Source organism: Streptomyces sp. NPDC037203 (genome assembly GCF_055605065.1).
In genome coordinates, this window is sequence record NZ_JBVJUC010000004.1 from 212731 (window position 1) to 239495 (window position 26765).

24 protein-coding genes and 2 tRNA genes are annotated in these 26765 nt (G+C 71.6%); 16 read left to right on the forward strand and 10 right to left on the reverse strand.

Annotation, left to right across the window (positions count from 1 at the left end; genetic code table 11):
- Window positions 1–327: 327 nt before the first annotated feature.
- Together ACZ7EC_RS14365 and ACZ7EC_RS14370 are read left to right on the forward strand one after the other, a co-directional pair.
- Complete coding sequence (locus ACZ7EC_RS14365; RefSeq protein ID WP_003999697.1) at window positions 328–456, forward strand: DLW-39 family protein; 129 nt, start codon at window positions 328–330, stop codon at window positions 454–456.
- A 344-nt stretch (window positions 457–800) separates the two neighbouring features.
- On the forward strand, window positions 801–2090 hold the full coding sequence (locus ACZ7EC_RS14370; RefSeq protein ID WP_471062398.1) for a hypothetical protein: 1290 nt from the start codon (window positions 801–803) through the stop codon (window positions 2088–2090).
- On the opposite strand, the gene ACZ7EC_RS14375 is transcribed toward ACZ7EC_RS14370, so the two are convergent.
- Window positions 2054–3364, reverse strand: a complete 1311-nt coding sequence (locus ACZ7EC_RS14375) for a serine/threonine-protein kinase (RefSeq protein ID WP_471062399.1) — start codon at window positions 3362–3364, stop codon at window positions 2054–2056. The two genes, ACZ7EC_RS14370 and ACZ7EC_RS14375, sit on opposite strands and share 37 nt — an antisense overlap.
- 64 nt (window positions 3365–3428) lie before the next feature.
- Entirely contained in the window at window positions 3429–3977 is a 549-nt protein-coding gene (locus ACZ7EC_RS14380; RefSeq protein WP_471062400.1) for a helix-turn-helix domain-containing protein, read from the reverse strand.
- A 183-nt stretch (window positions 3978–4160) separates the two neighbouring features.
- Here ACZ7EC_RS14380 and ACZ7EC_RS14385 point away from each other — a divergent pair.
- Window positions 4161–4233: transfer RNA gene (locus ACZ7EC_RS14385), tRNA-Ala, on the forward strand.
- 790 nt (window positions 4234–5023) lie between these two features.
- Window positions 5024–5440, forward strand: a complete 417-nt coding sequence (locus ACZ7EC_RS14390; RefSeq protein ID WP_471062402.1) for a DUF7144 family membrane protein — start codon at window positions 5024–5026, stop codon at window positions 5438–5440.
- 77 nt (window positions 5441–5517) lie between these two features.
- Here the strand turns inward: ACZ7EC_RS14390 and ACZ7EC_RS14395 are convergent, their stop codons facing one another.
- Window positions 5518–6168 carry a DUF5324 family protein gene (locus tag ACZ7EC_RS14395; RefSeq protein WP_471062403.1) on the reverse strand — a complete coding sequence of 217 codons (651 nt, stop codon included), beginning with the start codon at window positions 6166–6168 and terminating at the stop codon, window positions 5518–5520.
- A 202-nt stretch (window positions 6169–6370) separates the two neighbouring features.
- Between ACZ7EC_RS14395 and ACZ7EC_RS14400 the strand changes: the two genes are divergently transcribed.
- Together ACZ7EC_RS14400 and ACZ7EC_RS14405 are read left to right on the forward strand one after the other, a co-directional pair.
- Window positions 6371–6901, forward strand: coding sequence for a peptidylprolyl isomerase (locus ACZ7EC_RS14400; protein WP_471062405.1), 531 nt, complete (start codon window positions 6371–6373; stop codon window positions 6899–6901).
- 96 nt (window positions 6902–6997) lie between these two features.
- Complete coding sequence (locus ACZ7EC_RS14405) at window positions 6998–7915, forward strand: rhomboid family intramembrane serine protease (protein WP_471062407.1); 918 nt, start codon at window positions 6998–7000, stop codon at window positions 7913–7915.
- Between the two features lie 235 nt (window positions 7916–8150).
- Here ACZ7EC_RS14405 and crgA read toward each other — a convergent pair whose 3' ends face one another.
- Window positions 8151–8405: a cell division protein CrgA gene (gene crgA, locus ACZ7EC_RS14410; protein ID WP_397985004.1), complete on the reverse strand. Its 255-nt coding sequence runs from the start codon at window positions 8403–8405 to the stop codon at window positions 8151–8153.
- Between the two features lie 151 nt (window positions 8406–8556).
- Here crgA and ACZ7EC_RS14415 point away from each other — a divergent pair, with 151 nt between their 5' ends.
- The 5 genes from ACZ7EC_RS14415 (at window position 8557) to ACZ7EC_RS14435 (ending at window position 12123) form a co-directional block, all read left to right on the forward strand.
- Window positions 8557–9345 carry a DUF881 domain-containing protein gene (locus tag ACZ7EC_RS14415; RefSeq protein WP_471062408.1) on the forward strand — a complete coding sequence of 263 codons (789 nt, stop codon included), beginning with the start codon at window positions 8557–8559 and terminating at the stop codon, window positions 9343–9345.
- A gap of 169 nt (window positions 9346–9514) precedes the next feature.
- Window positions 9515–9676: a hypothetical protein gene (locus ACZ7EC_RS14420; protein ID WP_471062410.1), complete on the forward strand. Its 162-nt coding sequence runs from the start codon at window positions 9515–9517 to the stop codon at window positions 9674–9676.
- On the forward strand, window positions 9673–10311 hold the full coding sequence (locus tag ACZ7EC_RS14425; RefSeq protein WP_471062412.1) for an aminodeoxychorismate/anthranilate synthase component II: 639 nt from the start codon (window positions 9673–9675) through the stop codon (window positions 10309–10311). Before ACZ7EC_RS14420 ends, ACZ7EC_RS14425 begins: the two co-directional genes overlap by 4 nt.
- A complete protein-coding gene (locus tag ACZ7EC_RS14430) occupies window positions 10308–11348 on the forward strand; it encodes a class E sortase (protein ID WP_471062414.1) in 1041 nt (346 codons plus the stop codon). Before ACZ7EC_RS14425 ends, ACZ7EC_RS14430 begins: the two co-directional genes overlap by 4 nt.
- A gap of 13 nt (window positions 11349–11361) precedes the next feature.
- The gene (locus tag ACZ7EC_RS14435) at window positions 11362–12123 is read left to right on the forward strand and encodes a class E sortase (RefSeq protein WP_471062416.1); all 762 of its coding nucleotides are present in this window, start codon (window positions 11362–11364) and stop codon (window positions 12121–12123) included.
- A gap of 74 nt (window positions 12124–12197) precedes the next feature.
- On the opposite strand, the gene pknB is transcribed toward ACZ7EC_RS14435, so the two are convergent.
- The 6 genes from pknB to ACZ7EC_RS14465 form a co-directional block, all read right to left on the reverse strand.
- The gene (gene pknB / locus ACZ7EC_RS14440; RefSeq protein ID WP_471062417.1) at window positions 12198–14195 is read right to left on the reverse strand and encodes a Stk1 family PASTA domain-containing Ser/Thr kinase; all 1998 of its coding nucleotides are present in this window, start codon (window positions 14193–14195) and stop codon (window positions 12198–12200) included.
- A gap of 169 nt (window positions 14196–14364) precedes the next feature.
- Window positions 14365–15840, reverse strand: coding sequence for a peptidoglycan D,D-transpeptidase FtsI family protein (locus tag ACZ7EC_RS14445; protein ID WP_471062419.1), 1476 nt, complete (start codon window positions 15838–15840; stop codon window positions 14365–14367).
- Window positions 15837–17285: an FtsW/RodA/SpoVE family cell cycle protein gene (locus ACZ7EC_RS14450; protein ID WP_471062421.1), complete on the reverse strand. Its 1449-nt coding sequence runs from the start codon at window positions 17283–17285 to the stop codon at window positions 15837–15839. Before ACZ7EC_RS14450 ends, ACZ7EC_RS14445 begins: the two co-directional genes overlap by 4 nt.
- Before the next feature lie 27 nt (window positions 17286–17312).
- Complete coding sequence (locus ACZ7EC_RS14455; protein WP_471062423.1) at window positions 17313–18878, reverse strand: Stp1/IreP family PP2C-type Ser/Thr phosphatase; 1566 nt, start codon at window positions 18876–18878, stop codon at window positions 17313–17315.
- A 140-nt stretch (window positions 18879–19018) separates the two neighbouring features.
- Window positions 19019–19552, reverse strand: coding sequence for an FHA domain-containing protein FhaB/FipA (locus ACZ7EC_RS14460; RefSeq protein WP_471062425.1), 534 nt, complete (start codon window positions 19550–19552; stop codon window positions 19019–19021).
- A gap of 10 nt (window positions 19553–19562) precedes the next feature.
- Entirely contained in the window at window positions 19563–20447 is an 885-nt protein-coding gene (locus ACZ7EC_RS14465; protein ID WP_471062427.1) for an FhaA domain-containing protein, read from the reverse strand.
- 780 nt (window positions 20448–21227) lie between these two features.
- On the opposite strand from ACZ7EC_RS14465, the gene ACZ7EC_RS14470 reads away from it, so the two are divergent.
- From ACZ7EC_RS14470 to ACZ7EC_RS14490, 5 genes are all read left to right on the forward strand, one after another.
- A tRNA-Leu gene (locus ACZ7EC_RS14470) sits at window positions 21228–21311 on the forward strand.
- Window positions 21312–21825: 514 nt separating this feature from the next.
- Complete coding sequence (locus tag ACZ7EC_RS14475; protein ID WP_471062429.1) at window positions 21826–23337, forward strand: MFS transporter; 1512 nt, start codon at window positions 21826–21828, stop codon at window positions 23335–23337.
- A gap of 189 nt (window positions 23338–23526) precedes the next feature.
- Complete coding sequence (locus tag ACZ7EC_RS14480; RefSeq protein WP_471062875.1) at window positions 23527–24033, forward strand: MarR family winged helix-turn-helix transcriptional regulator; 507 nt, start codon at window positions 23527–23529, stop codon at window positions 24031–24033.
- 191 nt (window positions 24034–24224) lie between these two features.
- Complete coding sequence (locus tag ACZ7EC_RS14485) at window positions 24225–25667, forward strand: DUF2252 domain-containing protein (RefSeq protein ID WP_471062431.1); 1443 nt, start codon at window positions 24225–24227, stop codon at window positions 25665–25667.
- 271 nt (window positions 25668–25938) lie between these two features.
- Window positions 25939–26751 carry a hypothetical protein gene (locus ACZ7EC_RS14490; RefSeq protein ID WP_471062433.1) on the forward strand — a complete coding sequence of 271 codons (813 nt, stop codon included), beginning with the start codon at window positions 25939–25941 and terminating at the stop codon, window positions 26749–26751.
- Window positions 26752–26765: the final 14 nt, after the last annotated feature.

Here is a 26765-nt window from a genome sequence, read left to right on the forward strand (position 1 = left end):
CGATTTGCGTACTTTCCTCATGATGTGTATGTGGACCGCGAAGTGGTGGACCGACGCCCGTGGCGCGGCGTTGTTCTGATGAACACCACCCGGATGGCCGTAAGAAGGTCGGAAAACCCCTAAATCCCGGTCAGTACGCGCGAAGAGGCAGCAAAGTGACCGTCCGTGGAGGCACGCTCACCCTCTGGTCGGGAGCGCTCCCGACCTGGGCTATTGCGCTGGCAGGAGCCGGAGTTGGGGCCGGACGCAGGTCACCGATCGATATCGGCCGGTGTGTATAGTCGGGCGCCAGAGGTCCCCTACGTCAAGGAAAGACGAGGTCGCGCGGTGAAGAAGCTGCTCCTGGTCGCACTGGCCGCCATCGGCGGACTCCTCGTGTACCGCCAGATTCAGGCGGATCGCGCCGAGCAGGACCTGTGGACGGAGGCGACTGACTCCGTGCCCACGGGTTCGTGAGTCCGATTCGAGATTTCAGCAGGCCCCGGTCGCAGCAAGCGGCCGGGGTCTTTGCATGGGGTTGCGGCTCCCCGCGGGGTGCGGTAGGCGTGGCCGCACCGGGCGGACGCCGGGCGATGCCTTTCGGACGGCTGCGCGCATCGCCCTGATGGCGCTGCGGCCGCCGGGGCAGGATGGGCCGCGAGGAACATGACGTCACAGGGGGTGGGCGCGTGCGGGGCCGCAGGGATGGGGCGTGGGGACGCCGGAGTAAAGCGGAGCGGCACCGGCATACGGCGAGGCGGCGGCATACGGCGGGGCGGCGGCATACGGCGGGGCGGTGGGACCGCGGGCGCCCGGCCGCCGTGCTGCTGGCCGTGGGGCTGTGCGGTACGGGCCTGCTGCCGGCCGGTGCCGCGTCCGCCGCCACCGGCCCCGGCACCTACGCCTTCGCCCCCGGCGCCCGGCCCGTCCGGGGCACGGCCGCCGCGGACGGCGCCCCGCGCCTCGACCCCGGCCGCGTCTACCGCGGTTCCCTGCCCGCGCACGGCCGGCTCACCTACCGCCTCGACCTCGCCGACGCCGCGGCCACGGCGTACGTCCCCGTCACCGCCGTACCGCCCGCGGGCGCCGATGTCACCTCCACCGACGGCATCCGGGTCACCGTCCGGGACGCGCGCGGCACGGCCTGCTCCTTCGCCACCGCCCGTTTCGGCGCCGGGCTCAGCCCGCGTCCGGTCACCGCCCTCGGCAAGCGCGAGGCGGGCAGGGCGCTGTGCCAGGGCGCGGGAACGTACTCCGTGCTGGTCGAACGCCTCGACAATGGGGGCACGTCCGCCCCCTGGGAACTGGAGCTGGCCCCCGCGACGGAACCCCGGCTCGCCTCTCCCGGCCCCACCGGCGCGCCCCGCACCGGGGACTCCGCCTCGCCCGAGCCGGTCACCGGCGAGGCCCGCGAGCGCTCCGGCGGGGCGGGCTTCGCGGCGGCCCGGCCGCTGGGGCAGGGGGTCTGGCGGACCACCCTCGTGCCCGGCCAGACCGTGTTCTACAAGGTGCCGCTCGACTGGGGCCGCCGGCTCTCCGCCGCCGCCGAACTGGGCGGCGCGGCGGGGCACGGATACATCGGCGGCGCCCTCGACCTCTCCCTGTACGACCCCGTGCGCGGCCTGGCCGACGACGTCTCCCTCGGCTACACCGGCGTCCGCAAGCCGGTCGCCCTCGCCCCGCTGCCGCCCGTCGAGTACGCCAACCGCTACGCCGCCCCCGCCGCCGTCAGCGCCCTGCGCTTCGCCGGGGACTATTACCTGGTGCTGCACCTGAGCGATCAGGTGACCTCGGCGTTCGGGCAGGGGCCGTACGACGTGACGCTGCGGGTCCGGGTGGACGGCCGGGCGCACGCCGGTCCCGGCTATGCCGGGCGCCCGGAGCCGGCCGGTGTCTTCACGCCGACGGCACGGGACGACGGGGTGCTGCCGGTGGGCGGCGACGGCGATGGCGGTGACGGGGGCACCGGGGGCGGTGGCTCGCGGGCGATGAAGGCCGTCGCGGCCGGCGGGATCGGCCTGGGGACCGCGCTGCTGCTGGTGCTCGGCGGCTGGACCCTGGCGGCCCGGCGGGCTCAGACGCGGCTCAGCGCCCAGAAGCCCACGGCGTAACAGGCCAGCGCCAGCAGCAGGATCGGGACGACGGCCCTGGCCGGGGGGCCGGTCCTGCGCCGGGCGCGGCGGCCGTGCGGGGCCGGGGTCCGCGGCGTGCCGGGCGGGGGAGCCTGGAGGACCGGCGCCTGTGTGGCCGGGGGCGTGTAGGCGGCGGTGACGCTGTCGCCGGGGCGCACGGGGTGCGGGGGCCAGGAGCCGTGGCCGGGCGTGGGGGCGGTGGCGGGCAGCGGGGGTGTGGTGGGTCGGGGCGGAGTGGGATCGGCGAGCGGGGGCGGCGGGAGGCGGAAGCTTCCGGTGTCCGGGAGGGAGCCGCCGGGGCCGGAGGGGGCGGCCGGGGGCGGGGCGGTGCCGGGGAAGGGGGCGGTGGTGGCGCCGGGTGCCGGGGGTTTCTTCAGGGGGCCGTGCGGGCCGAAGCCCGGCGGGAGGGGCGGGAGTTGGTCGAAGATCTCGATCGGCTCGTCGTCCAGGGTCGGCTCCGGCAGGAGTTCGATGACACCGGCGAGTGACTTGCGGGCCCCGGTGGCGGAGCGGTACCGCGCCTGCGGATCGGGCTGGAGCAGCGTGGCGACGACCTCCCACAGCGGTCCGGGGATGCCCTTGGGCGGACCCGGCGTGCCGTGCTCCGTGAAGTACCGGACGAGTTCCCCGGCGTCGGGCCTGGCTCCCTCCAGGAGATAGAGGGCGACGAGGCCGACGGCGAACAGGTCGGCGGCGAAGTCCGGTTCGGCCCCCGCCAGTTGTTCCGGGGCGAGGTATCCGGGTGTTCCCACCACGAGGTTGGTGTCGGTCAGGCGCGGCTCGCCGAACCGCATGGCGATGCCGAAGTCCCCGAGCCGCAGCCGGGGCCTCGCGGTACCGGTCGCCTCCAGCAGGATGTTGGCGGGCTTGATGTCCCGGTGCACGACACCCTCGGCGTGCACGGCGGCGAGCCCGGACAGCAACTGGTCGAGCAGCACGCACACGAACGCCGGCGGCAGGGGGCCGTAGTCGTTGACGAGGCGGACGAGGGAACCGCCCGCGACCAGGTCCATGGTGAACAGCACCTGGTCGTCGTCGGCGGCCCAGCTGGCCGGGGCGAGCACATGGGGGTGGTCGATCCGCAGGGCCTGCTCGCGCACGAAGCGCAGCAGGGAGTGGGCGTCGCGCTGCTGGAGCACCTTGGCGGCCACATAGCGCCGCCGCCGGTGGTCCCACACCCGCCATACGTCGCCCGCGCCGCCGCGCCCGATCGGGTCGGCCAGTTCGTACCGGCCGTTGAACACCTCGCCCATGACTGCCGCAGCTCCTCCCCCTCGGGCCCGCCCCGCCCGGCTCCCCCCGGTGCCGGGCGGGCTTTCAGTTCTGGTGCGACTGGTAGTGCGCGACCGCGTCGGAGGTGCGGCCGGCGCCGTAGACCCGCAGGAATTCGGCGAGTTCGGGCTGGGTCGGGGCGAGCGCGTCCGCGGCCTCGATGATGTCGCTCGCGGCGGCCACCGAGCGCAGCAGCGACTGGATCTCGCGGACGACCCGCTTGACGGTGGGAGCTCCCGAACCGTTCGTCGACTGCGTGGTGTTGTTCAGCACCGAGCCCCCCTGGGACTTCTTGATCTCGTCCATCCGCTCGGTCGCCTCGGCGGCGCTGACGCTGCCGTCCGCCACCTGTGCCGCCAGCTCCTGGAGCAGCTGCACGCGCTGGACCACCGCGGGGTTGCCGATCTTGGCCCGCTGACCGCTCATCAGCTGCGAGAGCATCGGAGCGGACAGCCCCAGGACCGCCGCGAGCCGGGCCTGGTTGAGCCCGAGATCGTCGATCAGCTTACGGAAAAGCGCCCCCAGCGGCTCCCCGTACCAGTTCCGCTGAAGCTCTCTCGCTCTTGCGGTGGCTTCCTGCTGTGCGGCGTCCATTGCGTCTCCCCATCGCTTCCCCTGAATACCGCGGTTCGCTGTAGCGAACCACGGTTGAGCATCTTACGGAGCGTGGTCATGCGCGGGGACCCCCAATCTTTTTGCGGGATACGGGGGGTGACCCGCTACTCTGGTCCCCGGCACCCGGCCGGGACATCCCCACCGGAGGCCACCCCCATCCTCGGGGCCTTAGCTCAGTTGGTAGAGCGCCGTCTTTGCATGGCGGATGTCAGGGGTTCGACTCCCCTAGGCTCCACTCAAGAAAATGCCCTCTGAACTGCGGAAACGCGGTTTCAGAGGGCATTTTCGCGATCTCGTCTCCCCGCGGGCCCCTGGTACCTCTCCTGTGTGTACCGCCTTTTCGTCGTCCTGCCGTCGGGCAGGTAGGCCAGCAGATGGCGCGCCGGCTCGTCCACCGCGGCGAGCTTCCCGCGCTGCTCGGCGTCCCGCTGACCGCGGACGCCGCCGTGGGCCGTGCCCGCTATCAGAGGTGACCGGCCCGCGCACGCCGGGTTCCGCCGACCGGGGGGCTTTGCCGGGGCGGCGCGGGGTGTCGGGGGGAGGGCGGCGCGGGAAATCCCCTAGCAATGGGGTCGTGAGATTTTCTTCGGATGCGATGAGACCACGACCGCGGGGCCGGGTCCGCGCCGTGCTGACGGCGCTGCTGGCGGCCCTGTTCGCGGTCCTCTGCCCGGCCGGTCTCGCCGCCCTCTCCCCGCGTACCGTCGCCCCGGCCCGGAACACCGGCGGCCGGGCGCGGCGGGGGAACGCCCCCAAGAGCGGCGGCTCCCCGGTGGCCGGGGCTCCCGTGCCCGGCCACCGCGCCCTCGCCTCGCCGCCCCGGTCACGGTCGCCGTCAGGGGCGCCGGCCCGGCAGCGCGCCGCCGCACCGCACGCCACCGGAGTGCCCCGTCACCGGCCGGTCCGCACGAGCGGGCGCCCGGTCGCAGGGCGGCCGCATTGCGGAGATCCTGTCAGGGACAGCGTGGCTGGCTCCGCACGGCCGCTGTGCGTGGCCGGCCCTGCCGCACAGGAAGGCGACGCCCATGACGGTGGCATCCGACAAGACACACCGCGGACACGGGGGCCGTACGGTCGACAGCGCTTCACTGGCAGCCGGGATCATGCTGATGCTCAGCGGGCCGCTCAGCATCCTCATGGGCGCGGCGGGCATCGCGAACGACGGACTGTTCGCCACGTCGACCGGATACGCCTACAACTTCGGCCTGACACCCTGGGGCATCATCCACCTCGTCATCGGCATGGTCCTCGTCGTGGCGGGCTTCGGCCTGCTCGCGGGCATGAGCTGGGGCCGCGGGGCCGGCGTGGTGGCGGCCGGGATCAGCCTGATCACCCAGTTCATGTTCGTGCCGTACTACCCGGCGTGGGCGATCCCCGTCATGGCCCTGGACCTGCTGATCCTGTTCGCCCTGACCAGGTCGCACATCGAACGCGCCCGGTAGGACCGCGGCCTGCCGCAGCGGACGTTTCACGTGAAACGGGCCCCTCCGGCGGAAGGAGCCCGTTTCCGGGGAGATGCTCAGGGCTGCTCCTCGCCGCCGCTCCCGTCCACCGAACCGAGGCCGCCGCCCGGCTCCGGGACCTCCGTCGCGGCGGGCGGTTCGACCAGCCACTCGGGGTTGGCCTGGCGCTCCCACCACTTCCACGCCGCGAAGGCACCGCCCGCCACCAGGGTGGCCAGCGCCAGCATCTTCGCGGCGCGGCCGGCCCGGCACCTGCGCGCGTTGCGCCGGGCCAGCTTCTGGATGTCCTGCGCGGAGACCTGGCCGCGCAGCGCGGCCAGCGCGGCGGCGCCCCGTGCCGCGGCCTCGTCCGCCACCGGCGCGGCAGCGGCCACGGCCTGTTCGATCCGGGGGCGCGAGTACTCGGCCGCCTGCCGGGCGGCCTTTCGGGTACGGCAGGCGGCCTCCTGTGCGGCGAGGTCCACCTTCGGTGGCACATAGGTGCGCCGGGCCTGTTCCAGACGCGGGGCGAGCTGGGCGTTGTACTGCGCGCGGGCCTGCTCTGCGGCCTGCGACACCACGGGCGCGAGCCGTACGCGTGCCTCCTGCGCGTAGAGCGCGGCACGCTCCTTGGCCGTGTCGGCGTAGGGCGCCACCACTTCCGCGGCGTGCAGCACGCTGTCCTTCGCCGAGCCGGTCGCGGCGCGCACGCTGTCAATGCGGGTCACGGTTTCCTCCTCCTCGGTGGCGTACGGAATTCGACTTTCCACCCTTTTACGGATCATGCCTGTCGACGCGGCATGCGGCATGCGGGACAGGCATACGGGTGCCGCTCGCTCCTTCGGTTGGCCGACTGGCGTCGCGAGCACTCACCCATGCGAGGATCGGAGCGTCACAGGAAGACGACAGAAGACGACGGAAGGCAGGATCGTGGCTGAGCAGCTTTACGCCACCCTGAAGACCAACCACGGCGACATCGAGGTCCGGCTGTTCCCGGACCACGCGCCCAAGACGGTCAAGAACTTTGTCGAGCTGGCCAAGGGCGAGCGCGAGTGGACCCACCCGAAGTCCGGCAAGACGAGCAAGGACAAGCTGTACGACGGCACGATCTTCCACCGTGTCATCAGCGGCTTCATGATCCAGGGCGGCGACCCGCTGGGCAGCGGCATCGGCGGTCCGGGCTACAAGTTCGAGGACGAGTTCCACCCGGACCTGTCCTTCAACAAGCCCTACCTGCTGGCCATGGCCAACGCCGGTCCGGGCACCAACGGCTCGCAGTTCTTCATCACCGTCGCGCCGACCACCTGGCTGACCCGCAAGCACACCATCTTCGGCGAGGTCACCGACCCCGCCAGCCAGAAGGTCGTGGACGAGATCGCGGCCGTGAAGACCGGCCGCAACGACCGTCCCGAGCAGGACGTCGTGATCGAGTCCGTCGTGGTCGAGACCCGCGAGGGCTGACCCGGACGCCCCACGGGGAACCAAACGCCCCGCTCGTCCGTAAGGATGGGCGGGGCGGGGTATGTGCCGGGGGAATGCCAGAGGAGCGAGGGGATCATGGACCACGTCGCAAGCAGCGCACCGGACGCCCGGAGCGCGCCCGTGTGCTACCGGCACCCGGACCGTGAGACCGGGGTGCGCTGCACCCGCTGCGAGCGTCCCATCTGCCCCGAGTGCATGGTCAGCGCCTCGGTCGGTTTCCAGTGCCCCGAGTGCGTCCACGGAGGGGGCCCCGGCCAGCCGCACCCGCCGGGCGGCGGCACCGCACGCACCATGGCCGCCACCCGCCCGCGCACCCTGGCCGGCGGCACCATGACGGCGGACCCCCGGCTGTGCACCAAGGTGCTGATCGGGGTGAACATCGCCCTGTTCCTGGTGCAGCTCGCCGTCGGCGAGAGCTTCACCCAGCGCTTCGAGGTGATCGGACAGGCGTACACCCCCCTGATCCCGGGGGTGCAGGGCATCGCCGAGGGGCAGTACTACCGGCTGCTGACCGCGATGTTCCTGCATGCCGGGTTCACGCATCTGCTGTTCAACATGCTCAGCCTGTGGTGGATCGGCGGTCCCCTGGAGGCGGCGCTCGGCCGCGCCCGCTATCTCGCCCTGTACTTCGTCTCGGGCCTCGCGGGCAGTGCCCTCACCTATCTGCTCGCCGCCCCGAACGCGCCCTCGCTCGGCGCCTCCGGAGCGGTCTTCGGCCTCTTCGGCGCCACCGGCGTGCTGATGCGGCGGCTCAACTACGACATGCGGCCGCTGTTCGCGCTGCTGGTGGTCAATTTGATCATCACCTTCACCCCGAGCTTCAACATCGCCTGGCAGGCACATGTCGGCGGCCTGGTGGCGGGGCTCGTCACCGGATACGCCATGGTGCACGCCCCGCGCCGCAACCGGGCGCTCGTGCAGTACGGCACCTGTGCGCTGGTGCTCGTGGTGGTGGCCGTTCTCACCCTGGTCAGAACCGCTCAGCTCACCTGATACCGAACCGTTGTCCACAGCGGGTGCCGGATCTTGTGCACGCCGTGCGGCCTCAGCTGCGCCTAGGGCCGCTCGGATGTGTTTTCGCAGGTAGCGAGGGGTGCGAACGCCTGTGTGGCCACCAGTAGTGCAGTCGTACCGGCGTCAACGCTCGATGAGTTATCCACAGATCGTAGTGTTTTCCCCAGGGGGATGTGGAAATCCTCAGGCCTGTGGATAACTCAGCGGGTGCGGGTTACTTCCACTGCGTGGAGACACCGAATCCGGCGGCGATGAAGCCGAAGCCGACCACGATGTTCCAGTTGTCCAGCGCGTCGATGGGCAGTGAGCCGCCGGTCACGTAGAAGACGACGATCCAGGCCAGGCCGATGACGAACATGGCCAGCATGACCGGGGCGACCCAGCCGTGGTTGTTCATCTTGATCGCCGCGGCCTGCTTCGCCGGCGGCGGCGTGAAGTCGGCCTTCTTGCGGATACGTGACTTCGGCACGAGGGTCTCTCCTGTCGATGCGCTGCGTGGCCGCGCAGGTAACTGGTCGGGCTCGGGCAGCGTACAAGTGGCCAACATGACGACTCTGTGTGCTCCTCCGGGCGTCCGTTAGCGTAGTGCTTCCGTGGCGCCGAAGGAGAGCAAGGGTACGTTGAGCAATTCTGCCGACTCCCCCGGTACGGGAGCAATGGGTTCCGGCCCCCGCCGCGGGCCGCGGGTGCGCCCGGTGCGGGTGCTCACCGCGGCCGTCTTCGCGCTCGCCGGCCTGATCTTCTTCACCAGCTTCGACACCGCCAAGGGCACCGACATCCGCCAGGACGGCTCGCTGCTGAAGCTGTCCGACCTCATCCAGCAGCGCAGCCGCAAGAACAAGGAGCTGGACGAGTCCAACGCCTCCCTGCGCGACGGCGTGGAGTCCCTGGCCAAGAGCGACGGCGGCAGCACCAAGGCCCAGGACCGGCGGCTGACCGGCCTGGAGAAAAGCGCGGGCACCCGGAAGCTCACCGGCAGGGCCGTCACCGTCACCCTGAACGACGCCCCGCCCAACGCCACCGCCAAGCTCCCCGGCTACCCCCCGCCGCAGCCCGACTACCTGGTCATCCACCAGCAGGACCTCCAGGCCGTGGTGAACGCCCTGTGGCAGGGCGGCGCGAAGGGCATCAAGGTCATGGACCAGCGGCTGATCTCCACCAGCGCGGTCCGCTGCGTCGGCAACACCCTGATCCTCCAGGGCCGCGTCTACTCACCGCCGTACAAGATCACGGCGATCGGGGACCCGGACCGGCTGCAGAAGTCGCTCGCGGACAGCAAGGCGATCCAGACCTACATGGTGTACGTCAACGTCTACGGCCTCGGCTGGAACGTCACCGACGACGGCACGGTGACGCTTCCCGGTTACTCCGGCGCGGTGGACCTGCACTACGCGAAGCCCGTGCAGTAGCCCTTGCCCGCGTATCGGATCGACAAAGGGCCCCACAAATCCGCCCCTGCCGGTGCCGGAGTCACCGACCCTGTGGAGTCGGGCGAACCGGACGGGCCGCGCCGCTAGTCTGGTGACGTACGGCGGATGTCTGGTGCCGTAGGGATACGGAAGGGACGGCAAGGACGGCATGTACGGCTGGATCTGGCGGCATCTGCCGGGAAACGCATGGGTGAAGTTGCTGATCTCCGTCGTCCTGGTCCTGGCCGTGGTGTACGTCCTGTTCCAGTACGTCTTCCCGTGGGCCGAGCCGCTGCTGCCCTTCAACGATGTGACGGTGGACAACCAGTGAGCGCGCGCATTCTCGTCGTGGACAACTACGACAGCTTCGTCTTCAACCTCGTCCAGTACCTGTACCAGCTGGGTGCCGAGTGCGAGGTGCTGCGCAACGACGAGGTGAGCACCGCCCATGCCCAGGACGGCTTCGACGGCGTCCTGCTCTCGCCCGGCCCCGGCACTCCCGAGCAGGCCGGCGTCTGCGTGGACATGGTCCGCCACTGCGCGGCCACCGGGGTCCCGGTCTTCGGCGTGTGCCTGGGCATGCAGTCCATGCAGGTGGCCTACGGCGGGGTGGTGGACCGGGCGCCCGAGCTGCTGCACGGCAAGACCTCCCCGGTCGAGCACGAGGGCAAGGGCGTCTTCGCCGGGCTGCCCTCCCCCTTCACCGCGACCCGCTACCACTCCCTGGCCGCCGAGCCCGCGACGGTCCCGGCCGAGCTGGAGGTCACGGCCCGTACGCACGACGGCATCATCATGGGCCTGCGCCACCGTGAACTGCCCGTCGAAGGAGTGCAGTTCCACCCGGAGTCGGTGCTGACCGAGCACGGCCACCGGATGCTGGCCAACTGGCTGGCGGAGTGCGGCGACCAGGGTGCCGTGGCGAGGTCGGCGGGGCTCGCCCCGGTGGTGGGCAGGGCCACGGCGTGACCGCCCTGCGCCCCGAACGCGAGGACGTGTACGGCGGCGGGGAACCGTACGAGTCCCACGGCGGTGCGCCCCGGCAGGCCCCCTTCGACGCGGAGACGATGGTGCTGCGGGCCGTCGGCCCGGCCTCCACAGGGCCCGGGGGGGCCTCTGGAGCCCCTGCGGCCCCTCCCGCCCCCGCGCCCGCGCCAGGTGGCCGTGCGGCCCGCAGAAGGGCGGCCAGGCGGCACGGCGGGCGCCGGGACCCGGTGGCCGCGGGCGCGTCCTCCGGTGTGCCCGCCGCCACGGCCGCCCCCGCACGGGCGGAGGACGATCCGGACCGCCCGCTGACACGGGTCGAGGCCCGGCGGCGGGCACGGCTGGCCAGACCGGGACCCGGCGTGATCGCCAGCCGGGCGATCGGCGAGGTGTTCATCACCACCGGCGTGCTGATGCTGCTGTTCGTCACCTACCAGCTGTGGTGGACCAACGTCCGCGCGCACGCGCAGGCCGGCAGCGCGACCCATCAGCTCCAGGACGACTGGGCGACCGGCAAGCGGGCCCCCGGTGTGTTCGCGCCCGGCCAGGGCTTCGCCATCCTGCACATCCCCAAGCTGGACGTGGTGGCGCCGATCGCGGAGGGCGTCAGCACCACCAGGGTCCTCGACAAGGGCATGGTCGGGCACTACGGCGAGGCGCCGCTGAAGACGGCGATGCCGGACGCCAAGACCGGCAACTTCGGGCTCGCGGCGCACCGCAACACCCACGGCGAGCCGTTCCGGTACATCAACAAGCTCACCCCCGGCGACCCCGTGGTGGTCGAGACCCAGGACACGTACTACGTCTACAAGGTGACGTCGACCCTCCCGGTCACCTCCCCGTCCAACACCAGCGTGCTGGACCCGATCCCGAAGGGCTCGGGCTTCACCAAGCCCGGCCGCTACATCACCCTGACCACCTGTACACCGGAGTTCACCAGCAAGTACCGGCTGATCGTCTGGGGCAAGATGGTCGAGGTGCGCCCCCGCAGCAAGGGCAAGCCGGACGCGCTCATCGAGTAAGGGCTAGGACACTGTGGCAGCGACCGCCGACGAGAACGAAGCGACCGAGGAAATCACTGCCGCGTCCGACCCGGAACCCGCCGAGCCGCGCCGGCGTCCGGGCCGGATCGCGCAGGCCGTCAGCGTCTTCGGTGAACTGCTCATCACCGTGGGCGTGTTGCTCGGCCTCTTCGTCGTCTACTCGCTGTGGTGGACGAACGTGCTGGCGGACCGCAAGGCCGACAAGCAGGCCGACAAGGTGCGCGAGCACTGGGCGCAGAGCGCGGGCGGCGGGCCGGGCGCGCTGGACACCAAGGACGGCATCGGCTTCCTGCACGTGCCCGCGATGAAGAACGGCTCGGTCCTGGTCGAGAAGGGCACCAGCACCGACGTCCTCAACAACGGGGTCGCCGGCTACTACACCGACCCGGTCAAGGCGATGCTCCCCATGACCGGCAAGAAGGGGAACTTCACCCTGGCCGCCCACCGCGACGGCCACGGCGCGAAGTTCCACAACATCGACAAGCTCGAGAAGGGCGACCCGATCGTCTTCGAGACACGGGACGACTGGTACGTCTACAAGGTCGCCTCGATCCTCCCGGAGACCTCGAAGTACGACGTCGGCGTCGTCGACGCGGTCCCCAAGGAGTCCGGCTGGAAGAAGCCCGGCCACTACATCACGCTGACCACCTGCACCCCCGTCTACACCTCGCGCTACCGCTACATCGTGTGGGGCGAACTGGTCCGGGTGCAGAAGGTCGACGGCAAGCGGACGCCCCCGCCGGAGCTGCGCTGAGCGTTCGCCGGGAACACGCCAGGGCCCCTGCCGGAGGATTCCGGCAGGGGCCCTGGCGTTCGTACGACGGGGGGTCAGCCGTTCATGCCGCCGAAGAGGTTCGGCCCGCCGTTGTCACCGTTGTTGCCCTGGCCGCCTCCGCCGATGGCGGTCACGTCGACGGACTGGCCCTTGTTGACCATGGTGCCGGGCGCCGGGTTCGAGTTGACGACCAGCGCGTTGTCGTCGTTGGCGCCCGTGACGTTGCCGAGCGAGAGACCCGCCTGGGCGAGCATCTGCTTCACGTCGCCGAGCTTCTTGCCCTGGATGCCCGGCACCTGGACCTGGTCGTTCTGCGCCTTGCCCACGTTGATCGCGACGGGCGTGTTCTTGGCGACCTGCTGGCCGGCCGGCGGGTTGACCGACAGGACCTTGCCGTCGTCGTCGGGGTTGTCGGTCGGCTGGTCGTTGCAGGTCGGCACCAGGCCCATGCCCTGGAGCTCGGCCTTGGCGTCGTCGCAGGACTTGCCGATGACATCGCCCGGAATGGTCACCTTCTCCTCGGCCTTGGCGACGGTGAGGGTGATCGTGGCGCCCTTCTCGACCTCCGTGCCGAGGTCCGGGTTCTGCTTGATGACGGTGCCGGCCGGCTGGGTGGAGACCTCGTCCTTGCGGTCGACCTTGAACTGGTACTTGTCCCCGGTCAGGGCCGTCTGGGCGGCATCGAAGGTCTGGCCCAGGACGTTCGGCACGGCGACCTTGGGCGCGCCCGTGGAGATCACCAGGTCGACGGTGGTGTTCTTGTCGACCTTCGTGCCCTTCGCCGGGTCCTGCGAGCACACCATGCCCTTGGGCTCGTTCTCGCAGGGCTTGCGGTCGGAGACGGCGACCTTCAGGTCCACGTTCGCCGCGGTGCTGCGGGCGTCCTTCTCGGACATGCCGACGAAATTGGGCACCGAGGGCTTGTCGTCGACACCGTGCCCGCCGAACGCGTACTTCCCGATCAGGATGGCGCCGATCAGCACCAGGACACCGGCGACGATCAGCAGGATCGTGGAGGTGTTCGACTTCTTCGGCTGCTGGCGGCGCCGGTCGGGGCGGTCGTCGTAGCCGAAGCCGCCGTCGTCCGCGTTCATCGGCGGGAGCATGGCCGTGGCGGCCGCGGGCGACTCCTGGCGCAGCGCGGTGGTCGCCTGGTCGTCGCCGTAGCCGGCGTAACCGACCGCGCCCATCGCGGCGGTGGCGCCGACCGGCTGGCCGTCCAGGCACGCCTCGATGTCGGCGCGCATCTCGTCGGCCGACTGGTAGCGGTAGTCGGGGTCCTTGACCAGCGCCTTGAGGACGATCGCGTCCATCTCGGGGGTGATCTCGGGGTCGAAGACGGAGGGCGCCTGCGGCTCCTCGCGGACGTGCTGGTAGGCCACGGCCACCGGGGAGTCGCCGACGAAGGGGGGCCGGACGGTCAGCAGCTCGTACAGCAGGCAGCCCGTGGAGTACAGGTCGGAGCGGGCGTCGACCTGTTCGCCCTTGGCCTGCTCGGGGGAGAGGTACTGGGCCGTGCCGATGACCGCCGCGGTCTGCGTCATCGTCATGCCGGAGTCGCCCATCGCACGGGCGATGCCGAAGTCCATCACCTTGACCTGGCCGCCCCGCGTCAGCATGACGTTGGCCGGCTTGATGTCGCGGTGGACGATGCCGTTGCGGTGGGCGTACTCCAGGCCCTGGAGGATGCCGATGGTCATCTCCATGGCGCGCTCCGGCAGCAGCTTGCGGCCGGAGTGGAGCAGCTCGCGCAGGGTGGAACCGTCGACGTACTCCATCACGATGTACGGGATGGAGACCCCGTCGATGTAGTCCTCGCCCGTGTCGTAGACCGCGACGATCGCGGGATGGTTGAGCGAGGCGGCCGACTGGGCCTCCCGGCGGAACCGGGCCTGGAAGGACGGATCGCGCGCGAGGTCCGCGCGCAGCGTCTTCACCGCCACGGTGCGGCCGAGCCGGGTGTCATGCGCGAGGTAGACCTCGGCCATGCCACCACGGCCGAGCACGTGGCCCAGCTCGTACCGGCCGCCGAGGCGACGCGGCTCATCCATAGCTACCTACCAGCCCTCTCCGTCGGTCCCGGCCGTCACATCGCTGTGCGCCGAGGCTGCCGTCCGGGCCTACGGTACCCGGCTCGCTTTGTATGACCTGGCCAAGCTCGGATCCCGATACCGGACCGGTACCGCAACGTGCGTCGTTGGGAAAGCGATGTGATGCTCGTCACTTCTTGGAGTCGATGACCGCCTTCATCACGTTCTTCGCGATGGGCGCCGCCAGACCGCCGCCGGAGATGTCGTCGCGGTTGGCGTGCTCGTCCTCGACGACCACGGCCACGGCCACCGGGGAGCTGCCGTCGGGGAGCTTGGCGTAGGAGATGAACCACGCGTACGGGTTGGCGCTGTTGGCCACACCGTGCTGGGCGGTACCGGTCTTGCCGCCGACCTTGACGCCGGGAATCCGGGCGTTGGTGCCGGTGCCCTTGTCGACCACGGTCTCCATCATCGACTGGAGGATCTGCGCGTTCTGCGGCGACAGCGGCCGGCTCATCTCCTGCGGCTTCGTCTTCTCCACCGGGTCGAGGTTGGAGGCCTCCAGCTCGTCCACCATGTACGGCTTCATCAGCTTGCCGTCGTCGGCGACCGCCGAGGCGACCATGGCCATCTGGAGCGGGGTCGCGGCGGTGTTGTACTGGCCGATGGAGGACAGCGCGGTCTGCGAGGGGTTCATGTTGTCCGAGAACACCGAGGCGTTGGAGCGGACCGGGGTGAACTGCTCCGCGTCGAAGCCGAACTTCTTCGCCTCGGCCAGCATCTTGGCGTTGCCGAGGTCGGCGCCGATCTTGCCGAAGACGGTGTTGCAGGAGTACTGGAGCGCGATCCGCATCGTGGCGTTCTTGCAGGGCAGGTTGCCCTCGTTGGGCAGCGGCGTCGTGGTGCCCGGCATGATGTACGGCAGCGGCGAGTCGGTCGGCTGGTCGGCCGAGGTGTACTTGCCGTTCTCCAGCGCGGCCGCCGCGGTGACCACCTTGAAGGTGGAGCCCGGCGGGTAGGTCTCGCGCAGCGCCCGGTTGAGCGTCGGGTCGGCCGGGTCGTTCTTCTTCTGGAGCTTGTTCCAGGCCTTGGCGTCCTCGTCGGTGTTCCCCGCGAACGTCGAGGGGTCGTACGACGGGTACGAGGCCAGCGCCAGGATCTTGCCGGTGGCCGGGTCGAGCGCGGCGACCGCGCCCTTGCCGCCGACGGACTTCAGCCCGTTGTACGCGGCCTTCTGCGCGGCGGCGTTGAGGGTGGTGACGACGTTGCCGCCCTGCTTCGGCTTGCCCGTGATCATGTCCAGGGTGTTGCGGAAGAACAGCCGGTCGTCGTTGCCGGTGAGGATGCCGTCCTCCAGCTTCTCCAGCTGGCTGCCGTCGAAGGCCTGGGAGGAGTAGCCGGTCACCGGGGCCCACATGGGCCCGTTCTTGTAGGTGCGCTTGTACTTGAAGTCGCCGTGCTCGACCTCGGCCGAGCCGGTGATCGGGTTGCCGTCCACGATGATGTCGCCGCGCGGCGCGGAGTAGCGCTCGATGGCGACCCGGCGGTTGTTCGGGTCGCTGCGCAGGCTGTCGGCCTTGACGTACTGGAGGTAGTTGTCGCGGACGAGCAGGGCCAGCACGAGCAGGCCGCAGAAGATCGCGATCCGGCGCAGGGGCTTGTTCATGACGGGCGGACCACCTGGGTCATCTCGGCGTCGGGGTTGGCCGCGGGGGCGGGTGCGGGGCGGCGGGCGGTGTCGCTGATGCGGATCAGGATGCCGATGAGCGCCCAGTTGGCGATCACGGACGAACCACCGTACGCGAGGAACGGCATGGTCATACCGGTCAGCGGGATGAGGCCCATCACACCGCCGGCCACGACGAACACCTGGAGCGCGAAGGCACCGGAGAGGCCGACGGCGAGCAGCTTGCCGAACGGGTCGCGGGCGGCGAGGGCGGTGCGCACGCCGCGTTCCGCGATCAGGCCGTAGATCAGCAGGATCGCCATGAGGCCGGCCAGGCCCAGCTCCTCGCCGAAGGTGGCGAGGATGAAGTCGGAGTTGGCGGCGAACTTGATCAGCTCGGAGTGGCCCTGGCCCCAGCCGGTGCCGAGGGTGCCGCCGGAGCCGAACGCCCACAGCGCCTGCTGGAGCTGGTCGGAGTGGGCGATGCCGTCGTGGGTCACCATCCGGCTGAGCCGGTACTCGCGCATCGGGTTCAGCCAGGCCTGCACACGGGTCTGGATGTGCGGCTCGAAGCTCGCCACGCCGACCGCGCCGACCGCGGACATCAGCAGACCGAAGACGATCCAGCTGGTCCGCTCGGTGGCGACGTACAGCATGATCACGAACATGCCGAAGAACAGCAGCGACGTACCGAGGTCGGTCTCGAAGACCAGGATCAGGATGGACATCGCCCAGACCACGAGGATCGGACCGAGGTCCCGGCCGCGCGGCAGGTAGAGGCCCATGACACGGCGGCTGGCGAGGGCCAGCGCGTCGCGCTTCACCATCAGGTAGCCGGCGAAGAAGATCGCCAGCACGATCTTGGCGAACTCGCCGGGCTGGATGCTGAAGCTGCCGACGTGGATCCAGATCTTGGCGCCGAAGACGTTGGTGCCCAGGCCCGGCACCAGCGGCAGCAGCAGCAGGACCAGCGCGGACACCATGGAGATGTACGTGTAGCGCTGGAGCGTGCGGTGGTCCTTGAGGAAGTACAGCACCGCGACGAACAGGGCGATGCCCATCGCCGTGTACATCAGCTGGTTGGTCGCCTTGCCGCCCGCGACATGGATCTGCTGGAGCGCCTTGGACTGGTCGAGCCGCCAGATGGCGACGAGCCCGAGCCCGTTGAGCAGGGTGGCCAGCGGCAGCAGCAGCGGGTCGGCGTACGGGGCGAACTTCCGTACGACGAGATGGGCCACGCCGGCCAGCAGGCCGAGGCCCAGGCCGTAGCTGAGCAGGCCGGCGGGTACGTGGTCGTCGATGGCCAGGCCCACGTTGGCGTAGGCGAACACCGGGATCAGCACCGCGAAGACCAGCAGGGCCAGCTCGGTGTTGCGGCGGCTCGGCGCGCCGATCGCGCCGATGGTGGACGTGTGGTGTGTCGGCGAGTTAGTCGTACTGCTCATCGTGTGACAGGGCCTCTCACGGCTTGCCTACTGCTTACCGCACAGCGAGACGACCTTCTGCTCATCCTCCGAGAGGGTGGGGCCGGGGCTGGGGGTCGCGGACTGGGTCGTGGACGGAGACTTCGAAGGTCCCGGTGTACCCGCGGACGGGCCCGACGTGGGGTTCGCGGTCGCGGTCGTCCGGGTGAAGGCGGCGGTGGACATGGTGCCGGTGGCGCCGTTCGCGGTGGACTTGCTCCCGCTGGACTTGCCGGTGTGCGGCTTGTCCTGCTGGGTGCGCTCGGCGTCCTGGCGCTCCGCCTCCTTCTTGCAGGCGGAGGCCTGCACGGCCAGCTCCTGGATCTTCGACTGGGCGTCCTTGAGGCCGTCCTCGGCGATCGTGGCCCTGACCTGCTTCTGCTGGTACGACGGCAGGTACTTGAGTTCGATCTCCGGGTGGTCCTGCTGCATCTTCGACAGCGACACCCAGGCCAGGTCCTGGCTGATCCCGCGGTACAGCGCGACGTGCTCCTCGCTGGCGCCGACGTAGTACTGCGTCTGCGTCCAGCGGTAGCCGCCGTACAGGCCGCCGCCGATGACCGCGAGGGCGAGGGCGCTGTACAGCGACGCCTTCAGCCATCTGCGGCTCTTTCGCTTGGTGAAGTCGCCGTCGGCGTAGTCGTCGAAGCTGCCCGCCGGGATGTATCCGGTGGTGTCACCGGAGCCGGGCGGGCCGAACTCGCCGCCGCCGTGTCCCTGGCGGCCCAGGTGGGAGGCGCGGCCGGCCGGGGTCTGCATGATCCCGTTGTCGTGCAGGTGGCTCTGGTTCTCGGCGACCGCGCCGACCACGACCGGCTGGTCGGACAGCCGGCCCGCGAGGGTGTCGCCGGTGTCCAGGTCGAGGACGTCGGCCACGATGACGGTGATGTTGTCCGGGCCGCCGCCGCGCAGCGCGAGCTGGATCAGCTCCTGCACGGTCTCCTGCGGGCCCTGGTAGCTGGCGAGGGTCTCCTCCATCGTCTGGTGGGAGACGACGCCGGACAGGCCGTCGGAGCAGATCAGGTACCGGTCGCCGGCGCGGACCTCGCGGATGGACAGGTCGGGCTCGACGTGGTCGCCGCTGCCGAGGGCGCGCATCAGCAGCGAGCGCTGCGGGTGGGTGGTGGCCTCTTCCTCGGTGATCCGGCCCTCGTCCACGAGCCGCTGCACCCAGGTGTGGTCCTGGGTGATCTGGGTGAGTACCCCGTCGCGCAGCAGGTAGGCGCGCGAGTCGCCGACGTGCACCATGCCGAGCCGCTGCCCCGTCCACAGCAGCGCGGTGAGCGTGGTGCCCATGCCCTCCAGCTGGGGGTCGTCCTCGACCATGGAGCGCAGCTGGTCGTTGGCGCGCTGCACGGCCACGCCGAGGGAGGTGAGGATGTCGGAGCCGGGCACGTCGTCGTCGAGGGTGACCAGCGTGGAGATGACCTCGGAGGAGGCGACCTCGCCGGCCGCCTGGCCGCCCATGCCGTCGGCGATCGCGAGCAGGCGGGGGCCGGCGTAACCGGAGTCCTCGTTGCCCTCGCGGATCATGCCCTTGTGCGAACCGGCGGCAAAGCGCAGTGACAGACTCATGCGCACCTCGCCCGTCGGCTCCGAATGCAGCCGGTCGTGTCGAGCCACACTGCCCACCCTCCGGTCGGGAGCGCGCCGGGGACCGGAAGACGGTCCCCCGCCGCGTGCTCGCTCCGCTCGCGCTCACTCATGATGTAGCACTACTTCCGCAGCTCGATGACGGTCTTGCCGATGCGGATCGGCGCGCCCAGCGAGATCGGCGTGGGGGTCGTCAGCCGGGACCGGTCCAGGTAGGTGCCGTTCGTCGACCCCAGGTCCTCGACGATCCACTGGCCGTCGCGGTCGGGGTAGATCCTGGCATGGCGGCTGGAGGCGTAGTCGTCGTCCAGCACGATGGTGGAGTCGTGTGCCCGGCCCAGCGTGATGGTCTGGCCCTGGAGCGCGACGGTGGTGCCGGCCAGTGTGCCCTCGGTCACGACGAGCTTGCTGGGGGCGTTGCGCCCGCGCCGGCCGCCGCCGGTGGCCTGCTGGCCGCGCTGCTGCGGGGGCGCGGCCTGCTGCCGGGCCTGGCGGCCGCCCGCGGGCTGGGCCCGCCCGGCCTCCCTACGCGATCCGCGCTGAGTGACGCGCGTACCGAACAGGTCGCTGCGGATGACCTGCACGGCCACGATCACGAACAGCCACAGTACGGCCAGGAAACCCAGCCGCATGACCGTGAGGGTCAGCTCTGACATTGCCCCCGCTTCACCCTTCGGCTTGCCTATAGATAACGGTGGTGCTGCCCACGACGATCCGCGAGCCGTCGCGGAGCGTAGCGCGGGTGGTGTGCTGCCCGTCCACCACGATGCCGTTGGTGGAACCGAGGTCCTGGATCGTGGAGGGCGAACCGGTGCGGATCTCGCAGTGCCGGCGGGAGACGCCGGGGTCGTCGATCCGTACGTCGGCCTCGGTGCTGCGGCCCAGCACCAGGGTGGCGCGGGAGATCTGGTGGCGGGTGCCGTTGATCTCGATCCAGTAGCGGGTGCGTCCGCCGCTCATCGGGGCGGCCGCGGGGCGCTGGGTGGCGGGCTGCGGGTAGCCGTAGCCGCCGGGGCGGGTGCCGGGCGGCGGGGCGGCGGGCATGGGGGGCGCGCCCGCGGGCATGGCGGGCGGATAGCCGTAACCGCCCTGGCCCGGTGCGCCGGATCCGGCGCCGCCCGGCCGGCCCGAGGCCGCGGAGGGGCCCGGTCCGTGCGCGGGGGCCTGCTGGTCGCTGGAGGAGGCGAGGGTGCGCGAACGCACCCGGTAGAGCCCCGTGTCCAGGTCCTCGGCCTTCTCCAGGTTCACCTTGATCGGGCCCATGAAGGTGTAGCGCTGCTGCTTCGCGTAGTCGCGCACCATGCCGGCCAGTTCGTCGCCGAGCTGGCCGGAGTAGGGGCTGAGGCGCTCGTAGTCGGGCGCGCTGAGCTCCACGATGAAGTCGTTGGGTACGACGGTGCGGTCGCGGTTCCAGATCGTCGCGTTGTTGTCGCACTCGCGCTGGAGCGCGCCGGCGATCTCCACGGGCTGGACCTCGGACTTGAAGACCTTGGCGAAGGTGCCGTTCACCAGACCTTCGAGACGCTGCTCGAACTTCTTCAGGACTCCCATGGGGCACCTCCTCCGTCCCTTGTCGGTTCCTTGCCCTGCTCTGTGTGCGTGTGGTGCGTGTGGTGCTCTGTGCGTTGCCTTGCCGGTACCGCCGGTACTGCTTACTGATCGTATCCACGCCCCCGGCAAACAGCCGGTTCCCCCAGCGGCCCCGCTCGGAACTCCTCCCCGGCATGGATCGTAGAGCCGGGCGAAGACCAGTGTCCCGCACCCGGCCCCGCCCCCGCCCCTCTCCTGGGGAGATGACCGGGACCGGTACGAGGTTGATACGTGAACCAGGACTCCTTGATACGCGGTGAAGCGGCCGTGCGCTGTGCGGATGGTCACGGGTGTGGGGACGGTCACGGTGCGGAGGGGTGGGCGCGGCGGGACGGGGACGGTGCGGTCCGGGTCCGGGGCCGGATGCGGGTAGGGGGTCGCGGGGCCGGTTCCGGATGCGGCTCGGGGTTCGCGGGGCCGGGGGTTCGGTGGGCGTGCGGTGGTGGGTTGGGGCGCGTGGTGGGGGGTGGGGCGCGGCGGGGTCGTGCGGTGAGGTGCGGTGGGGCGCGGGGAGGTGCGGTGGGTTGTGCGGTGGGGCGCGGTGGGTTGCGCGGTGAGGGCGGGCGTGGCGTCGGGCGGCCGGAGCGCGCGCGGCGGCCGGAGGCGGACCGGGGCCGACCGGTCAGGGGCTGGTCAGGGGCCCTGGGGAAGGGATGTGAACCCACCCCGTACGACGTGCTAATGTTCTGCATGTCGGAAGGGGCCAGCCCGAAAGGGCCGAAGCCGGAAGACACACCCAATGCGCGGGTGGCGGAATAGGCAGACGCGCTGGATTCAGGTTCCAGTGCCCGCAAGGGCGTGGGGGTTCAACTCCCCCCTCGCGCACAGAGGCAATGGGCGGCATCGCGATGGCGATGTCGCCCATTGCCGTTTTCCGCGTTCTTGTGTGCGCCCCCTCGGCATGGCGAACGAAGCCCGGTTGGCGGTGAGTCACCGCCGGGCGGGCCGTGTGAGGAAGCTCTCAGGGGTTGATGGCGGCGGGCTCCCGGTCGCGCGCCGCCCTCCGGTTCCATCCTGTGGATGAGGCTGCTGGATTCGCCGGGGAAGACCTGGCGGTGGCGCATGGACTCGCGCCTGCCCTCCTCGGCCGGGGCGCGGCCTGGGCCTTGGAGCTCGGCAATGTCGTCGGCTCCTGGCCCGGCTCCCAACTGTCGTCCGGAGGGACCCCGTTGTATGCGTCGGCCCGGATCGGTGCGGCGTGGCCGCGGTGGCTTTCCGCCGGGGGGGGGTGCAGGGAGACGGTTCCCGGTGCGTTCGGCGGACGAGACGCGCGCTCCCGCTGTCATGATCGAGATAGGACGCTAGCCAAGTATTTCGGTGACCGATGTAATCTGGGGGCATGGGCACCGACACGCGACCGCACCCGTCCCCACGCCGTGGTCTCGCCCTGCTCGCCTCCGAGCGCCCCCGCCCCGAGGCGGTCCGCAGACGTCCGAACAGCTGGTGGCTGGCCGTGGCCGCGGTGTGCTTCGGCGCCTTCATGGGCCAGCTCGACGCCAGCATCGTCACGCTCACCTACGGCGGTCTGCGCACCGACTTCCATGCCTCACTCGCGGCCGTCGAATGGGTCTCGCTGGCCTACCTGCTGGCCCTCGTCGCGCTACTGGTGCCCGCGGGACGACTGGCCGACGCCCACGGCCGCAAACTGCTCTATCTCTACGGCTTCGCCGTCTTCACCCTCGCCTCCGCCGCCGCCGGCTTCGCGCCCTCGCTGGCGGCCCTCGTGGCGTTCCGCGCGGTCCAGGCGGCCGGCGCGGCCATGATGCAGGCCAACAGCGTGGCGCTGGTGACCACCAGCGCGCCCCGCGAGCGGATGCGCGGCGCGCTCGGGGTGCAGGCCGCCGCGCAGGCCCTGGGGCTGGCCCTGGGACCGACGGTCGGCGGCGCCCTGGTGTCGACCCTGGGCTGGCGCTGGGTGTTCTGGGTGAACGTGCCCGTCGGCGTCGTCGCGCTGCTCGGCGGCCACTATCTGCTGCCCCGCACCCGCGCCCGCACCAAGGTCACCCGCTTCGACTGGCCGGGACTCCTGCTGCTCGCCACGGCCACCACCGGCACCCTGATGGGCGTCTCCGCCGCCTCCGGACTGCCGGTGCCCGACTGGGGCGTGGCGGCGCTGTTCATGGTCGCCGCCGGCGCGGGATGGGCCTTCGTACGGCGCCAGCGGCGGGCCGCCGCGCCCCTGCTCGACCTCGCCCTGCTGCGGGTACGGGCGGTGGCGTACGGCCTGGTGGGCGCCCTCAGCGGCTACCTGGTGCTCTTCGGGCCGCTGGTGCTGGTACCGGTCGTACTCACCGCGCGCGGCGCCTCCGAGCTGACCGCCGGGCTGGTGCTCACCGCGCTCCCGGCCGGGTTCGCACTGGCCGCGACCGGGGGCGACCGGGTGCTGCCGCGCGGCTTCTCGGACCGGGGGCGGTGCCTGGCCGGGGCGGGAGTCTTCACCGCGGCGATGGCCGCGCTGCTGGTCGTGCCGCCGGGGATCGGCGAGCTGGTGCCGCTGCTCGCGGTGACCGGGCTGGGGTTGGGGATGTTCACCCCGGCCAACAACGCACTGATCATGGGCGCGATACCCGCGCGGTGCTCCGGGACGGGCGGCGGGCTCGTGAACATGACACGGGGACTGGGCACGGCGCTCGGGGTCGCGCTGGTCACGCTCGCGGTTCAGGCGGGCGGCGGGGCGGCGGCCGGGCGGGACGGCAGCCAGGTGGCCGCCGGGGCGGTCCTGGTGGCGGCATCGATGGTGGCGGTCGGGGCGGCGTGGCTCGGGGCGGGGGAGGGAACGCGCCCTGAGAAGCCTCTCCATGAACGACCCCGGAGCGCCTTGACCCCAGGTGGCCCCGAAGACCTCCGATGAGAGGCCTCTCTTACGCCCCCCGGTGAGCCCCCGCCCCTTCGTGGCCGGCGGCGGGGGTGTCCGAGCCCCGGACGGACCGGCCGTCTCCGGATGCCGCCCGGCTACGCTTTCCGCATGTCCGCGCAGCCACGCCCCGACGCCTCCGCGCCCGGCCCCGCCGCCCAGACGCGGCCCGGCCCGGCCGGTGGCATGCGGCCCGGTTCGGCCGGGGAGACGCGGCCCGGTTCGGCCGCACAGGCCCCCGAAGCCCGTCTGCTCACCGAGGCCGTCACCCGGCTGCGCCGCGCGCTGCGCTCCTCGATCCGCACCGACTACCCGTGGGAGACCCTCCCCATGGCGCAGGTCGAACTGCTCCAGGTACTCGGGGAGCACTCCCCCGCACGGATCAGCGACCTCGCCGCCCGCCGGCGCCTGGCGCCGAGCACGGTCAGCGGGCTGATCGGTCAGATGATCAGCGCGGGACTGGTGGCGCGGGACGTCGACGCCGCCGACCGCCGGGCCTCCGTCGTCACCCTCACCGACGCCGGCCGCGAGAAGCTCGCGGCCTGGACCACCGCGCACGAACGCCGCATCGACGCCGCACTCGGCGCGCTGGACGACGACGCACGCGAAGCCATCGGAAACGCCCTGCCCGCGCTGTTCCAACTCGCGGAGAACCTGGGCGGGGAGACGGGAGCGGGACCGGCGGAACAGTGAACCGGCCGCCGCGGCACCGGACTTCCCCGTGACGGGCGGGCAGGCCGGCGCGCGCGAGTTATCCACAGCCGCCGGGTTGTCCACAGGTCCCGACGCGGTTTCCCCACCGGTTGTACGGTCGTGCCGAGTCGATGTTCGTCTCGATGCGTACGGGGGAGGCGGTCACTGTGGCCGGGAGCGGTGCGGGCGTGATGGGTAAGCCGTGTCAGGAGGAGCGCGGCGAGCGGCCGAAGCAGCCCGAGGACGGGGCACGCAGGCTGCCGCGGGTGCGCGGGTTCGCCGCGTGGCCCCGGCAGGGCTCGCCCAAGGAAGAGGGCAAGGCGCTGCGGACGAGCGTGCCGCGCCGCGCCCACGGCACCTTCGAACCGGACGCCGCCCGCCCGGACGCGGTGCGCGCCGTCGTCGAGTCCAACGCCGGCCGGATAGCGGAGCTGACCCCGATCCGCGTCGGCCGGATGGCGGCCACCCCCTTCGCCTTCCTGCGGGGTTCCGCCGGACTCATGGCGTACGACCTGGCGCGCACCCCCGTGACCGGGATAGGCGCACAGCTCTGCGGCGACGCGCACGCCGCCAACTTCGGGCTGTACGGTGACGCCCGCGGCGGCCTCGTCATCGACCTCAACGACTTCGACGAGACCGTGCACGGCCCCTGGGAGTGGGACCTGAAACGGCTCGCCACCTCCCTGGTGCTGGCCGGCCGCGAAGCCGGTGCCGACGAGGACACCTGCCGCGCCGCGGCACGGGACACGGCCGGCGCCTACCGCCGCACCATGCGGCTGCTGGCGAAGCTCCCGGCGCTGGACGCGTGGAACGCCATCGCGGACGAGGAACTGGTCTCCCACGCCGACGCCCACGACCTGCTCGGCACCCTGCAACGGGTCTCGGAGAAGGCGCGGGCCAACACCAGCGGCCGGTTCGCGGCGAAGTCGACCGAACCGCATCCGGACGGCGGCCGGCGCTTCACCGACGCCCCGCCGGTGCTGCGCCGGATACCGGACGCCGAGGCCGCCGCGGTCGCCGCGTCCCTGGAGCAGTACCTGACGACCCTGCCCGAGGACCGCCGCCCCCTGCTCGCCCGGCACACGGTGCACGACGTGGCCTTCCGCGTGGTCGGCACCGGCAGCGTCGGCACCCGCTCGTACGTGGTCCTGCTCCTCGACCACCGCGAGCATCCGCTGGTCCTCCAGGTGAAGGAGGCCCGCCCCTCCGCGCTGCTCCCGCACCTTGCCGCCGCCGGCTTCGCGACCCCGCCGGTCGCGCACGAAGGACGCCGGGTCGTGCGCGGGCAGCAGCGGATGCAGGTGGTCAGCGACACCCTGCTCGGCTGGACCACGGTCAGCGGGCTGCCCTTCCAGGTACGGCAGTTCCGCAACCGCAAGGGCAGCGTCGACCCGGCCGCCCTCGCCGCCGACCAGCTCGACGACTACGCCCGCATGACCGGCGCCCTGCTGGCCCGCGCCCACTCCCACAGCGCGGACCCCCGCCTGATCGCCGGCTACTGCGGCAAGAACGAGGACCTGGACAACGCCATCGCCACCTTCGCCCTGACCTACGCCGACCTCACGGAATCCGACCACGCGACCCTGCTCACGGCGATACGGGCGGGCCGGATAGCGGCGGAGGTGGGGGTGTAGGAGGGGGTGGGGGTGAGGGGTGGGGTGGGGGTGCGTGGGGAGAGGGGAGGGAGGGGGGAGGGGGGAGGGGGCGCCCCCCGAAGCGCCGGGAATGGAGCGACCAGCCGCCACGAACCTGAACCCGTCAACCTGGCCACCCCCCGACGGTCCGCCCCGGCCCCCTCCGCGACGTCCGCCCCCGCACCCCGCCCACCCCCGCAGATCCGGCTCCGATCCGGCCGCCCCCTCTCCGTCCCCCTTTCACGCCGAGCGCAGCGACTACGCTGGCCGGGTGAGCACCCCGGAAGCCGAACAACCCCACGCCCCCCGCCCCGAGGCGCGGCTCGAGAAGGCCGTACGGGCCGCCGAGCAGGCGTTGATCGAGTACGAGATCGCCGTGGAGACCTTCCGCGTCGAGGTCGAGAACTTCTCCCGGCTGCACGAACAGCGTCTCGGCCCGCTCTACCTGCGCCTCGAGGAGCTGGATGCCGAGATCGCCGAGGCGAAGGCCGCCCGCACCGGTGACCCGGAGGATGTGCGCCGCGCCGCGGAGGCCCGTGCCAACGTCCTGCCGATTCCCGGCGTCGAGGAGCTGATGCACGGCTGGATGGACGGCCACGGCCTCTATCCCGAGGCCGCCGCCATGCTCACCGACCAGGCGGTACGCCCCCCGGAGCGGGTTCGGCCCAGCGAGGAGGCCCGCAAGCTGTACCGCGACCTCGCCCGCAAGGCCCACCCCGACCTGGCGCAGGAGGAGGACGAGCGCACCCGCCGCGAGGAGTTCCTCACCCGCGTCAACGCCGCCTACGCCCGCGGTGACGAGGCCCTGCTGAGGGAACTGGCCGAGGAATGGGCGGCCGGGCCGGTACCGCCCGAGCGGCGCCCGAGCCCCGCCGAGGAGCTGTACGCCCGCCTCGAATGGCTCTCCCAGCGCAAGGAGCTGCTCAACCTGGTCGCCCGCGAACTGGAGGACGGCGCCATCGCCGGCATGCTCCGCCTCGCCCCGGACGACCCCGACGCGCTGCTGGACGAGATCGCCGACAAGCTCCGCGCCGACATCGCCCGGCGCGAGGAGGAACTGGCGGCCCTGCTGGCGCAGGAGTGATCCGCGCCCGTCGT

Coding starts and splice junctions, on each gene's coding strand:
- ACZ7EC_RS14375 (WP_471062399.1), bottom strand. CDS start 3,364: ATGGGCGAGGTGTTCAACGGCCGGTACGAACTGGCCGACCCGATCGGG.
- ACZ7EC_RS14380 (WP_471062400.1), bottom strand. CDS start 3,977: ATGGACGCCGCACAGCAGGAAGCCACCGCAAGAGCGAGAGAGCTTCAG.
- ACZ7EC_RS14390 (WP_471062402.1), top strand. CDS start 5,024: ATGACGGTGGCATCCGACAAGACACACCGCGGACACGGGGGCCGTACG.
- ACZ7EC_RS14405 (WP_471062407.1), top strand. CDS start 6,998: ATGGACCACGTCGCAAGCAGCGCACCGGACGCCCGGAGCGCGCCCGTG.
- ACZ7EC_RS14420 (WP_471062410.1), top strand. CDS start 9,515: ATGTACGGCTGGATCTGGCGGCATCTGCCGGGAAACGCATGGGTGAAG.
- pknB (WP_471062417.1), bottom strand. CDS start 14,195: ATGGATGAGCCGCGTCGCCTCGGCGGCCGGTACGAGCTGGGCCACGTG.
- ACZ7EC_RS14445 (WP_471062419.1), bottom strand. CDS start 15,840: ATGAACAAGCCCCTGCGCCGGATCGCGATCTTCTGCGGCCTGCTCGTG.
- ACZ7EC_RS14450 (WP_471062421.1), bottom strand. CDS start 17,285: ATGAGCAGTACGACTAACTCGCCGACACACCACACGTCCACCATCGGC.
- ACZ7EC_RS14455 (WP_471062423.1), bottom strand. CDS start 18,878: ATGAGTCTGTCACTGCGCTTTGCCGCCGGTTCGCACAAGGGCATGATC.
- ACZ7EC_RS14460 (WP_471062425.1), bottom strand. CDS start 19,552: ATGTCAGAGCTGACCCTCACGGTCATGCGGCTGGGTTTCCTGGCCGTA.
- ACZ7EC_RS14465 (WP_471062427.1), bottom strand. CDS start 20,447: ATGGGAGTCCTGAAGAAGTTCGAGCAGCGTCTCGAAGGTCTGGTGAAC.
- ACZ7EC_RS14475 (WP_471062429.1), top strand. CDS start 21,826: ATGGGCACCGACACGCGACCGCACCCGTCCCCACGCCGTGGTCTCGCC.
- ACZ7EC_RS14480 (WP_471062875.1), top strand. CDS start 23,527: ATGCGGCCCGGTTCGGCCGGGGAGACGCGGCCCGGTTCGGCCGCACAG.
- ACZ7EC_RS14485 (WP_471062431.1), top strand. CDS start 24,225: ATGGGTAAGCCGTGTCAGGAGGAGCGCGGCGAGCGGCCGAAGCAGCCC.